A 13108-nucleotide genomic window follows, 5' to 3' on the forward strand; every position below is an offset into this window, starting at 1 on the left:
TTTCCGCACCTATTAGGACATATTCCTCTGCTTATACACATTCTTTCTAACTTCCAGATTCAATTTACTTATCATTTCTTTATCATCACATATTTTATTACCTGATGTGGTGAGATAATTTCCTGTAATTGTAGCGTTTGCTCCTGCATAAAAACAATTTTTACCATAATCATCTATAAGATTCCTTCCTCCCGCAAGTCTTATGAAAGCCTCAGGATTTACAAATCTGAAAATTGCTACAGTCTTTAATATCTCATTTTGGCTTAAATTAGGAGTATTTTCCAGCGGTGTTCCTTTAACTGGATTTAATACATTTATGGGAATAGACTTAGCCTCAAGCTCCTTCAACTGAAAAGCTAATTTAACCCTATCTTCCATGCTCTCCCCAAGTCCAATAATTCCTCCTGAACACACCTCTAATCCTGCCTTTTTCACTGCATTTATAGTATCTATTCTTTCATCATAGCTGTGAGTTGTACATATCTCTTTATAATATTCTCTGCTGGTCTCTAAGTTATGATGATACATTGTTACTCCGCATTGTTTCAATCTAATCAAATCTTCATATCCCAATATACCAAGTGAAGCACACAAATCCATTTTATTCTCTTTGTTTAGTTCTCCATATATATCTAATACCTTTTCAAAGTCTTTTCCATAAATTCCTTTGCCACTTGTAACTAGAGAAAATCTATTTACTCCTTCACTTTCATTTTCTTTTGCCAATTTTAAAGCTTCTTCTTTTGAAACCAGTTCATAATTTTCCACATTAGTTTTGTAGTGGCCAGACTGGGCACAAAACTTGCAATCTTCAGTACACCTTCCTGACTTGGCATTCATTATGGTACATAGATCTACTTCCACACCGCAAAAACACTCCCGTATATTATCTGCACTATGGCATAATTGTTTTATATCTGTTTCCACTTCAATACTGGTTAACTGCATAGCTTCTTCAAAATTTATAGATTGTCCTTTTAGAACTTTTTCCTCTAAATATTTAATAAATTCCTTCAAGTTAAACTCTCCTTTCATAATCCCTTAGTATATACTATATATTAATATAATATTTCTATATTGTAAACCTAAAAAAAATATAGGTTTACAATATATCTTTTTCATTAATTTTACCTGAGAATTTTGTAATAATTTCTGCTGAAATAAATGAAACTAAGGGAACTGTAAAGATTATTGCCATGCATCCAGTTAACCCCTGGATTATTTCTAAACTTACCATATCCATGTTAATAAGTTGATTATAGCTTACATTATAAGAATAAATTATTATAAGCATAGTAAGTGATGCCCCTGTAAAAGCTAAAATTAAAGTATTGGCCATAGTACCCATCATATCTTTCCCTACATTCATTCCTGACTTAAATAGTTCTTTTTTATTTATATTAGGATTAGATATGTATATTTCCTGTATAGAAGAAGCTATTGATATGCTGAGGTCCATTACAGCTCCTAGAGATGCTATTAAAATTCCTGCAGTTAACAATTGATATACTTTCATACCAGATACGTTAGAAATCATATTGAGACTTTCAACACCAGTTAGATTAAGACCTGTCAAATGGGCAAAGTAGCCAAATATAAGTTCAATTATCCCTGCAATTATAACACCGGATATGGTACCTAATATAGCCGATAAAGTTTTTGCACTCCAGCTATTTAATAAAAATAGTGTAACACAGGTTGTTATAATTATTACTATAATTGAAGCTAAAATTGGAGAATAGCCCCTATATAACAGTGGTATAAATAAAAATATAATACAGGTTAATGTAAATATAAGACCTAATACAGATCTAAATCCCTTTTTTCCGCCTATTATGCAAATGGCAGCAAAAAAAACAAATATAAATATATATTCAGTATTAGCTCTGTAATAATTATATACTGTCACACTGTATGCGCCACCGGCTGTAGAAATATCTACTATTATTTTCATATTAGGCTTTAGATATATATTATGAGTGTCACTTAAATAATTTGTCACATTTTTAACCTGATTTTTATGTTCTCCCGAAAGAATTTTGATTTGGGCTTCCTGAGTGCCGAAATATATGTTTTTAGATTGCTTAAACTGCTTTAAAGAATTGTTCTTTACTGATAATACCTGCGCTTTTTCATACCTTACATAGGATTTTACATTTTGCCTATTATATGTTACAGGATTACTTACGTTAAAATGATATAAAAAAATACCAAATAATAATATCATTATTAAAAAAATTAATACTTGAAATATCTTTGAAGTTTTAACCATAAACACTCCTCCCTCTAGCCTTAACTTAGATGTTATCTAAAAAATTATACTATATATTTTAAAATATATAGTATTAATGGAATGTACTGATAAAGCTTCTGTAAAGTTTAGGTTAAATATAGAATGTTATTGTTATTTTACATAAATTTTACATAAATGAGACAGATAAAATACATAAATATCATTAAGATATAAAGTAGCTGTAGATGAAAATTATTTTAAGGAGGAAATTTTATGAAACAGTATGCAGAAAAAATAGCATTATTTTTTCTATGTTTTTCCATCATACTTTCAAGTTTGCTAATAATCATGCCTATTAGTACAGAAGCTACAACAACTCAAAGTGCCAGTGTATATCAATCAGCATCTTCACTGCCAGTTTCTACAGATGATACCATTAAAGATGTAACTTTTGCACCAGGAAAGGATCAGTCCCAATTAAATTTCACATGGTATTCTAAAAGTACTTCAGAACCACAGGTACAGGTTGCCCTAAAGTCTGACATGAGTGGAAGTGAATTTCCTGTAGATAAGGCTGAGACATTTAAAGGAGAAAAATCTAATGGAAATGATGGATTTACTTCTAATAAGGTCACAGTAACAGGATTAAAACAGGCTGTAGAATATGTATATCGTGTAGGTGACGGAACTAATTGGAGCCTGATTAACAGCTACACTACCCAGGATATATCAAATGGATTCAACTTTTTACTTGCAGGAGACCCACAAATTGGTGCTGGCGGTGATTTAGCCAAAGATGGTGCCGGGTGGTTAGATACACTAAATAAAGCCACAAATAAATTTTCTAATTTCAGTTTTATAATGTCTGTAGGAGACCAGGTAAACAATGGATCAGAACTTAATGGACAAAGTAATGAATTGGAATATGATGAGTTTTTTAAACCAGATCAGCTGAAAAATATCCCTGTTACTGTAATTCCTGGAAACCATGAAAGCTATGGAGTAGGACATATTACCCATTTTAACCCACCTAATATGTCTGATAAATATGGTATTTTTACCAACAACGGCTATGAATCAGATAAAAGCAGCGGCACTACAGGTAATGACTACTATTATGTATATGGAAATACACTATTTATGATGCTTAACAGCAATGATATAAATGCCCAGGATCATAAGGCATTTATGCAGGAGGCAATAGCTGCGAATCCAAATGTAAAATGGAAGATAGTAGCAATGCATCACTCCATTTACAGTTCAGCAAACCATGAGACAGATGAAGATATAGCAGCAAGGAGAGTTACCCATCCAGAAGTTTTTGAGGATCTTGGCATAGATGTGGTTTTAGATGGACATGATCACAGCTATACAAGAACTTATCAAATGCTAGGAGGAAAAGCAGTTGATGTTGAGGATGCAAAAGATGGTAAAGTTACAAATCCAAACGGAGTTTTATATATAACTGCAAACTCAGCTAGCGGCAGTAAATACTATGAGTTACAACAACCTGATGTGAATAACTATTATGAAGCTAAAAAAGAACAGGATCATGTTCCAACATTTTCAGATATAAGTATAAAAAATAACAGCTTTACAATTACAACTTACAGGACTGATACCATGGAAGCTATTGATACTTATACTATAAATAAACAAGCTTTTAAACAAGTAAGATTAGGCGGCTCAAATAGATATGAAACTTCAGTAAAAATATCACAGGATAAATGGACTAATGCAGATTCAGCAGTATTAATTTCCGGGGAAGCTTTTGCCGATGCAATTAGTGCAGCACCTTTTGCAAAACAGATAAATGCCCCTATACTGTTAACTTCAAATAATTCACTTGATAAAAACACAGCAGCAGAACTTTCAAGATTGAAGGTGAAGAAAGTATATATAATTGGAGGTACTGGAGTTGTATCAAGTTTAGTAGAAAATGCCTTAAAAACTATGGGAGTAAATATAGAGAGAATATCCGGTTCAGATAGGTATGCTACCTCACTTGCAGTTGCAAAACAAATAGATAGCCCCGTACAGGTATTTATAGCTTCTGGAAAAGGGTTTGCAGACGGCATATCCATATCATCTTATGCAGCCTTATCAGGAGATCCTATACTTTTGACAGATGGCAGCCAGTTAAGTGATGCTTCTTTACAATATATAAAAGACAGCAAAAGTGCATCATACATAATTGGTGGAACTGGAGTTGTAAATGACAGCATAGTGAAAAATTTAGGAGCTGAAAGGATATCCGGCCCAGATAGATATGCTACAAATCTTGCCATATTAAATAGATTTGATGATAAATATAATTTATCCAACATTTATCTTGCCTCAGGAAGTGAATTTGCAGACGCCCTCTGTGCTTCTGCTGCAGCCGGCGAAGAAAACGCACCAGTTGTATTAGTTGATAAAAATAATTCTAGTGATATAAAAAATTATATTAAATCAAAAACAGCAAATGGCAATCAAATTAACATTATAGGAGGAGAAGGGGTAATATCTCAAGATATTGTTAATCAAATTTTACAATAAAAAATTATTTTCTCCAAGGACACTACTTAATACTGCTTTTAGCAAACAACATTATATCCTTATAATCTATTATTAATTTTTGCCCATATCGATAGAAGTAATATAGCAAGTGCCAGTATCATTATATTGATACTGGCAAATTTTTTTCCTTCCTTCCAAACTTTTATCCCTATTTTAACTGTATAGAAAAAAATAAGAATATAAAGTAGCATTATCATCCATCCCATGGTTAATCCTCCTGTAATTTTTGTGGTGGATTAAGCTGTTTTCCAAAACTCTTTATTGTTACATCAAAATTTATAGAAACCTCTGCTTTTGTATACTTATCCATCCAGTTGTACTTTTTATATTCTTCAAAAGTCCAAAATTTTTTTCTAACCTCCAATTCCCATAAAAAAGGCTCTCCACCAAACACTTCTTGTGTCTTCTTTACGAGATTACCTGCTTTTTCCTCAAGCTGACTCTTTATTGCATTTTTTAGCAGTTGCTCATTATCTTTGACTTGAACATATTTTACAAAGCTGGGTATAGCTAAAATTTCTACTTTTACAGGTACAACAACATTGATCCTTGGTTTATTTGAACTAACATCAACTTTGATTTTAGTATCTTTACTCTTTATCAGCCTTGCAGATATTTTATATGTTCTATCAAGTGGATCTTCAAAGGTAAAAAGCATACTCTTTACTTCATTTTTAGGCCTTAAAAGTACCACAAACCTATTTTCATTACCTGTAAGAGTTCCTATCATTTTTCCTTTTTTAAATACTGCTGCACCTATCATTTGGGTTGGATTACCACCTTTAAAATCTACCTGTCCCGGAAGATAATCAGCTTCATTCCCATCATCATTAGAAGAATATCGCTTTGTTGTGGTATAAACTCCTAGAAACAAGCTTGCATTTTCTTCTGTTCTCTGCGAAAATCTATTTAAATCAGATATAGTTATAAATCCCGTATCTTTCCACCTATTTATGACAAAATCAAAATACTTGTTTGTTCTATCTTCCAGTTTTGGATCATTTTTATTTAAAAATTCAGATGCTTTTTCACGACATACAAATATACTCATAGACCTCCTAAATTCCTTATCTCTAAGTGCGGCCTCTAGAACATGGAAAAATTCTGGAGTCTTTGCAAAGCTTTCACCTACAATGAGAATTCTAGCATGTGCTAGAGTAACCCTTCTGGCCACAACTACATTTGCCATATCCCTGGCTGTAATTAGATCTGGTGATTCGAAGGTAATATTCTCATTTTTTTGTTGATTAGCAGACCCACCTCCATTTTTAGAACCCATGCCATATTTTACATTAGCAATCTGATATGTAATACTCAAATTATTATTTTTTCCTTTATCAATACCTACAGCAGATACATATCCCTGCTCCTCCAGTTCCACAACATCTCTATAGCATCCGCTGCATAAAATCATCACTAAAATAGCAGTAATCAGGTAACAGATTATCTTCCTCATCACTTTTTATAATCCCCCTTCCATTGTGAAATTGCCAAAAGCACTAGGGGTAATATTATACTAACAATGGCTATTATAGGTACTGCCCTACTGTTAAAAAAATCAGAAAAATCACGTGAACTCTCAGGCATTATGCTTACTATAACTATAAGTGCGGCTATAGGTGGAATTAGAGATTCAATTTTCGCCAATTTTAATGTATAGGTAAAGATGGCAGAAACTAAATACAGCGCTACGGCATAATAAATGGTAATTACTACAACCACACATGGAAAAAATATAACTTGCAAATTTGTAATGAACCTAGTTAAATGAAGCATCCTGGTAAGGGTATGGAAAGGATAACTCATAACTATAATAGATGGATAATCAAAAGTCATCTGAAAGAATGCAAAAGAAACACTCAGAATAAAAGCAGATACTGCCAGTGCAATTAAACTGGCATGTTTAAAGCTTTTATAATTTCTAAACATAGGATAACAAACAGATAATGTTATTATCCCCTGATAAATAAAACTATTACGTATACCTCCTATTATAATATGTTTCACACCTTTTCCTGCAATAGGAAATAAAAATTGGGTTGTTATGAGGGGTATGGAAAATAAAATAAGAGCAATAAAAATACCTATAATATAGAATATTAGCATCAATGATGTTCTTGCAATGGCTTTTAATCCTAACATAGCTATAAAACAACCAGTTCCTATTAGTGCAATTATTAAATAATATACATTAGTGTTAGGGAAAAAAAGTGTATTAACAACATTGCAGTCATCAGCTAAATTCGACGAAATAATTGTTACATTTGTTATTAAAAGCACATAACTTATTACAAAGCCAATATACTTTCCAGTCAAACAATAAATTATGTCTATAAGCCCTTTATTTTTGTACCTCTTTAAAAGACATAATGTGCTTAATATTGGTAAAATTAATATTGCTGCAGAAAATATAGGAATCATCCATCCCGCATTCTGGGCAGTTTTAAACAAAACACTAGCTGTATTATTGGTAATTTTTTCAAAAAATATAATAATTATTAAAGCCGCACATTCTCTAGCACCAATTTTGCTGTGAGAATTTTGGAGCATTTAAAATCCACCACCTTACTTTATTTTTGCCTGCATTCATCCTGTGGATTCATGTTAGTAGGTCTTTGTTTTTGCTTAAATATCAACTTTCTTGTAATAAAGTCCTTAGAAGAAGGATAATAGGGTGCCTTAGGCGAAAAAAATGGAATTCCAAAGGATTCAAAAGCACAGGCATAAGCTAAAAAAGCTGTGGCCAATAATCCAACTCCGTAGAGTCCGCCAATGGCTCCAACTATCAAAAATGCAAACCTCCCTATTCTCACCAAAAAACTTAAGTTCATCTCTGGAATAGCAAAGGAAGATAACCCTGTAAGAGCTACAACTATTACTAGCATAGGACTAACAATAGTAGCTTCTACTGCTGCCTGACCTAAAATTAGTGCTCCAACAATTCCTATGGTAGATCCCATACTTGAAGGCATTCTTACCCCTGCTTCCCTCATAAGTTCAAAGGATATTTCCATTAATATAATCTCAAATATCACAGGTAGAGGTAACTTTTCCCTTGAGGCAGCGATAGCAATAACTAAATCAGTAGGAATCATATCTACATGATAAGTAGACACCGCTATGTATATTCCTGGAAGAAACAAGGAAATAAAAAATGCAACTATTCTTATAAAACGTAAGAAATTGCCATACATCCATCTTTGATACATATCTTCAGAGGTATGAAAAAAGCTCCAAAAGGTTACTGGTACAATAATAACATTAGGCGCAGCTCCAATTAAAAGTGCTATATGTCCCTCCTTTAAAAAAGAAGAAACTCTGTCTGGTCGTTCTGTCTCGAAGGTAGATGGAAGAATTGAATATGGTCGGTCTTCTATCCATTGTTCAAGAATAGATGCATTTTCAATGCTTTCATCGGTAATTTTACTTATTCTCACTTTAACCTCTTTAAGCAGTTCAGCATTTACAATATTTTTTATATACATAATAAATACCTCATTATGATTGCCTTTGCCAAAAGTCATAACTTCTGTAATTAACTGTGGATTCTTTAATGATTTTCTTATTAAAGAACGGTTACCTTCATTCCATTCAGTAAATGCTTCTTGGGGGCCTTTCAATGTATTTTCAACTATTGGCTTTTCTATATTTCTATGCTGAAATTTTGAAGTATGAATAAGTAAGGCCTCATTGTACCCATCAACAAATAATATGGTGTCTCCATTTAAAATTCCTTTAACTACATCTTTATATATACTTACTTTTGAAACAATTTTCATAGTTAAAACCTGTTCCATTAAAATTGTTCCTATATCTCCACATAGATTCTCCAGCCTAGTATACATCAGCGGCGAAATAATATGACTTTCTACTCTCTCTTTATCTACAATTGTATCCAGACATAAAATGCTTCCCTTTTTATCTAGGCACTGTATGTAAATATCTTTAATAAAATAGTCTTTATTTATGGGATAAGAAAAAAGTTCATTCATTTTTTCCACATTTTGCTTTAAGTTTGTTGATATAGATTCTTTTATTATATTGTCACCCACAGTAGAAGCTTTCAAATATAGTCACCCCCATTCTATGATTGCCGCAACCTTGCTGCTGAATAATCCATTTAAGATATTATGTGCAATTTTTAATAAAATATAAAAAATTGCAACGAATCCTTAAATACTGCAGTAATTTTACGTTCAGGAATTATATACAAATTTATATATTGATAATTTATATGCTATTTTTTTAATAAATAAATAAAAAATCACCTACAAAACTTGACTTTTAATAAAATAAAAAATATAATAATACGAAACAATACAAAACATTATTAAATTACCTGTTTTGAGAAATCACATAACTTTTAATACTAAAATATATTAAAACATCAAAGAAACACAAAGAGGTGAAAAGATTGTGAAAATAAGAACTGATTATGTAACAAATAGTAGTTCCGTGAGTTATATAATTACAATGAATGTAGACTTTATTGAGTTTATGAAGAAGAAAAAACCTGAATTTTATACTAACAATGCAAAGAGAAGCAGAATCTATAATGCAGTACGAGAAGATTTAGTTAATACTGGTACAAAGGTGAAATTACTTGACAGAGAAGTATACTCTAAAAGATATGCACTTATTAAAAAGAGAGACTGTAAGTATGACATTTCATTTGATAAACCTATAGAGGATATAGACTTTTCAACTTTAAGTGAGGAAGAACTATGGTCTTATATATATGGCGAATATTTTGTAAATGGAAGGCTTTCCAGTGAATTTAAAGGTTTTGGGTCTGTTCAGGTGATAAAAGATACTGATCCCCCTATAGAAAAAAGCCATGAAAATACAGCTTGTGATACTTGTGAAAAAAAGGATACTGATAAATGTCATAAAGCAAAATGACATTTGCTGGAGGTAGAATAAATGAAGATAAGAAGACATAGTAAAAATTATAACTTCTACGGAGATACGGAAACGGGATTAACTATGCGCTGGGGAAACTCCATTAATACTAACCCAGAATATGCACCCTGGCCTGAGCTAGCGGATATTTCAATTAGCAATCATTGTACAAAAGGATGTGAGTTTTGTTATAAGGAAAGTACAGAAAATAATTCTTTTATGCCGCTGGATGAATATGATTATGTTTTGTCCTCTCTAAATAGTGAAAGGTGGGGAAATGTATTTCAAGTTGCTTTAGGCGGTGGTGAACCTTTGGAACATCCATCTTTTATAGAAATAATTAAAAGAACAAATGAAAAAGGTATTGTAGCAAATTTTACAACTAACGGAATTCATCTTGATAAAACTACAGCTAAATATATTAAAGATAAAGTAGGTGCCGCTGCAATATCAATAGGTACAGTAAATGAATTAAAGCTAGATAAAATAAAACTTCTTACAGATGAAGGCATAAAGGCAAATATACATTTTATCTTAGACAATACATCAATATATGAGGCCATAGATATTTTAAAAGGCAACTATAATGACTTATTTAAAAATATTAACGGTATAATTTTTTTGACTTATAAACCCAAAGGCAGAGCTTCTATAGATGAATGTTTAAATATGGATGAAAAGTTTAAGGAATTTACCGCGTTAACTGAAAATAATATATGTACTGCCAGGATAGGTTTTGATGCCTGTTTTGTGCCGGTTTTAATGAAATACACAGATGTTAATGTGGACTACATTGATTCCTGCGAATGTGGTTTTTTTTCAGTTTACATTGATGAGGAACTAAATGTAACACCCTGTTCCTTTGCTAATAACCGGAGATTTTCATACAATTTAAAAGAATATACTATGGAAACCATATGGCAGCAGAAATACGAGAATTACAGAAAAGAAATACTAAAGAATACATGTGTTAGCCATTGTAAAAACAAAATACACTGCCGCGGAAAATGCATTTATTATGATAAGTTGTCCTTTTGTTATGAAGGTCCAGAAACTAGAAAACAAATTTTAGAAGTCTATTAAAAAATAACATTATAAGATCACAAATGCATAAGGGGGATTAAAAATGATTAAAAAAATAAGAACAATTATACTTGGATTAACTCTTATTATAGTTACTGTTAGTGCTACTGCCTGTGGTAGTAACACTACTGCTAATCAAACAACATCAGAAACTAAAAAAACTACTAAAGAAGTTACTGACATGACTGGAAGAAAAGTAACTATTCCTGTTAAAGTAAATAAAGTAATTTCTCTCAGCAATAATACCACTGTTGATGTATATACACTAGCACCGGACAAACTATTAGGCTGGAGTTTTACTCCAAAACCTGATGCTAAAAAATATATTGGGGAAAAATATTTCAACCTTCCTTTGCTTGGATCAAGTGAACAAAAAAGCAGCAATTATGAAAATATAATGAAGTTAAAACCAGATTTAATTATTGCCTCAAATGAAGATGAGGTTTACTCTGCTGATGATATTCAAAAACAGCTTAAAATCCCAGTAGTAATGGTAGATACAGCTGTGGATTCCACTGACAAAGTTTATACCTTCTTAGGCCAGTGTCTTGGTGAACAAAAAAGAGCTAAGGAACTTGCTGATTATTCCAGAAAAGTTCTTGATAACACAGAGGCAATGGTTAAAAAAATACCTGCAGACAAACAATTAAAAGTATATTATGCAGAGGGAACTGCCTGGCTTCAGACTGACATTTCCGGAAATGTACACACTGAAGTACTGGATGCTTCAGGGGGTAAAAATGTAGCCAATATTTCCGAGACTAAGGTTGGTTCTATGGCAGATGTATCTATGGAACAGGTAATGTCCTGGAATCCAGATGTTATTTTAGTAGGTGCCACTGGAATGAAAGGAGATTTTTATTCTAAAGTGTATAGTGATGCTAAATGGGCAAATATTAAAGCAGTACAGGATAAAAAGATATACATAACACCATCACTGCCTTTTAACTGGTTTGATAGACCTCCTTCAGCTGCGAGAGTGTTAGGGGTAGAATGGCTTGCAAATTTGTTATATCCAGAATATGTTAAATTAGACATGCATAAGGAAATAAAAAATTTTTACCATACCTTCTATAATTATGAACTTACAGACCAAGAAGTACAAAATTTATTAAAAAATGCTACTGCACAATAAAAATATATTACATTATATAAGGATGCCTAATAACTAAGAAAGTTAAATCAAGGGAGACGATTGGTTTGAAAAAAAGAAATTCAAATATTATTATATATACTGCATCAGCATTATTACTAATATTATCATTGTCACTTTCGGCATGCGGTGGAAAAAACGGAAACAATCAGGCAGCTACCGAAACAGAAATATCATCTAGTAATAAAACCATTAGCATTACTGATATGGCTGGACGCAAAGTTAATATACCATCTGAAATTAATAAGATCAGCTGCATACATCCTATTCCTTCACATATGGTCTGGAGGTTGGCACCAAAAAAATTGGCCAGTATTGATAATCAATTTAAGGATCGACTATTTTTTATGAAGGATGAAGAAGTTAAAAGGCTCACCAGTCTTCCTATAACAGGAACCTTTAACACTGGAGATATGAGTAGAGAACAAATGCTTACCATAAAACCAGATATTATTATATCTTTAAAAAAAGATACAAATCTTGACAAGGAACAAAAAGATTATTCTGCTCCAGTAGTTGCAGCTTCAAAGGATAGTCTTTCAGATTATGAAGAGTCTTGGAGGCTTATAGGTAAACTAGTAGGAAATGAAAAAGAGGGAAATGAACTGGCAGATTACTGGCATAAGACTATTGCCAAAGTTACAGATAATACAAGCAAAATTCCTGAAAATGAAAAATTGAAAGTATATTATGCCCAGTCAGACATTAATAAAACAGTGGGAACAAAAAGCATCATGGCCTCAATTATACGTGATGCAGGAGGAATAAACCTTTACGATACTATTTCAATATCAAAAGCAGACGAACAAAATGAAAGTATAACTGCTTCTATGGAGCAAATTCTTAAATTTGATCCAGATGTGATTATAGCAAAAACATCCGGGGCACGTGATGAAATACTTTCAAATCCCCAGTGGGAAAGCATAAATGCTGTAAAAAACAAACGCGTTTATGCATCTTTAAAATACGAAATGTTAGATAGAATTCAGTCATTAATGGGCCTAGTATGGACAGCAAATACTCTTTATCCTGATAAAGTAAACTTAGATATCAATAAAGAAGTTAAGACTTTTTATTCAAAAGTGTATTTGTATGACAATATAACAGATGCACAAATACATGAAGAGATTACCAAATAACTTCAAATGGGCAAATTTCATTCTGTATATTTACAAATG

Annotated in this window: 11 protein-coding genes; 5 read left to right on the forward strand and 6 right to left on the reverse strand. The window is 32.0% G+C overall.

The features are described from left to right. Window positions 1-12: 12 nt before the first annotated feature. Both bioB and ACJDU8_RS06345 read right to left on the reverse strand, forming a co-directional pair. The gene (bioB, locus tag ACJDU8_RS06340) at window positions 13-1017 is read right to left on the reverse strand and encodes a biotin synthase BioB (protein ID WP_406791310.1); all 1005 of its coding nucleotides are present in this window, start codon (window positions 1015-1017) and stop codon (window positions 13-15) included. 85 nt (window positions 1018-1102) lie between these two features. After that, window positions 1103-2272: a YibE/F family protein gene (locus tag ACJDU8_RS06345; protein WP_406791311.1), complete on the reverse strand. Its 1170-nt coding sequence runs from the start codon at window positions 2270-2272 to the stop codon at window positions 1103-1105. A gap of 234 nt (window positions 2273-2506) precedes the next feature. On the opposite strand from ACJDU8_RS06345, the gene ACJDU8_RS06350 reads away from it, so the two are divergent. After that, window positions 2507-4771 carry a cell wall-binding repeat-containing protein gene (locus ACJDU8_RS06350; RefSeq protein ID WP_406791312.1) on the forward strand — a complete coding sequence of 755 codons (2265 nt, stop codon included), beginning with the start codon at window positions 2507-2509 and terminating at the stop codon, window positions 4769-4771. A gap of 59 nt (window positions 4772-4830) precedes the next feature. Here ACJDU8_RS06350 and ACJDU8_RS06355 read toward each other — a convergent pair whose 3' ends face one another. The 4 genes from ACJDU8_RS06355 to ACJDU8_RS06370 are packed head-to-tail and all read right to left on the reverse strand — an operon-like array spanning window position 4831 to window position 8859. After that, complete coding sequence (locus tag ACJDU8_RS06355; RefSeq protein ID WP_406791313.1) at window positions 4831-4998, reverse strand: hypothetical protein; 168 nt, start codon at window positions 4996-4998, stop codon at window positions 4831-4833. Window positions 4999-5000: 2 nt separating this feature from the next. Further along, window positions 5001-6248 (reverse strand): Ger(x)C family spore germination protein, encoded by a 1248-nt coding sequence (locus ACJDU8_RS06360; RefSeq protein WP_406791420.1) that lies wholly within the window; start codon window positions 6246-6248, stop codon window positions 5001-5003. After that, window positions 6248-7342, reverse strand: coding sequence for a GerAB/ArcD/ProY family transporter (locus ACJDU8_RS06365; protein WP_406791314.1), 1095 nt, complete (start codon window positions 7340-7342; stop codon window positions 6248-6250). The genes ACJDU8_RS06360 and ACJDU8_RS06365 overlap by 1 nt, the downstream gene beginning before the upstream one ends. 20 nt (window positions 7343-7362) lie before the next feature. Further along, window positions 7363-8859: a spore germination protein gene (locus ACJDU8_RS06370; protein ID WP_406791315.1), complete on the reverse strand. Its 1497-nt coding sequence runs from the start codon at window positions 8857-8859 to the stop codon at window positions 7363-7365. 349 nt (window positions 8860-9208) lie between these two features. Between ACJDU8_RS06370 and ACJDU8_RS06375 the strand changes: the two genes are divergently transcribed. The 4 genes from ACJDU8_RS06375 (at window position 9209) to ACJDU8_RS06390 (ending at window position 13069) form a co-directional block, all read left to right on the forward strand. Then, entirely contained in the window at window positions 9209-9694 is a 486-nt protein-coding gene (locus ACJDU8_RS06375) for a hypothetical protein (RefSeq protein WP_406791316.1), read from the forward strand. Between the two features lie 21 nt (window positions 9695-9715). Next, entirely contained in the window at window positions 9716-10777 is a 1062-nt protein-coding gene (locus ACJDU8_RS06380) for a radical SAM protein (RefSeq protein ID WP_406791317.1), read from the forward strand. A gap of 43 nt (window positions 10778-10820) precedes the next feature. Then, the gene (locus tag ACJDU8_RS06385; protein WP_406791318.1) at window positions 10821-11912 is read left to right on the forward strand and encodes an ABC transporter substrate-binding protein; all 1092 of its coding nucleotides are present in this window, start codon (window positions 10821-10823) and stop codon (window positions 11910-11912) included. A 65-nt stretch (window positions 11913-11977) separates the two neighbouring features. Further along, window positions 11978-13069 (forward strand): ABC transporter substrate-binding protein, encoded by a 1092-nt coding sequence (locus tag ACJDU8_RS06390; protein ID WP_406791319.1) that lies wholly within the window; start codon window positions 11978-11980, stop codon window positions 13067-13069. Window positions 13070-13108: the final 39 nt, after the last annotated feature.

The sequence above is a fragment of the Candidatus Clostridium eludens genome, assembly GCF_045310515.1.
GTDB classification, from domain to species: Bacteria; Bacillota; Clostridia; order Clostridiales; family Clostridiaceae; genus Clostridium_B; species Clostridium_B eludens.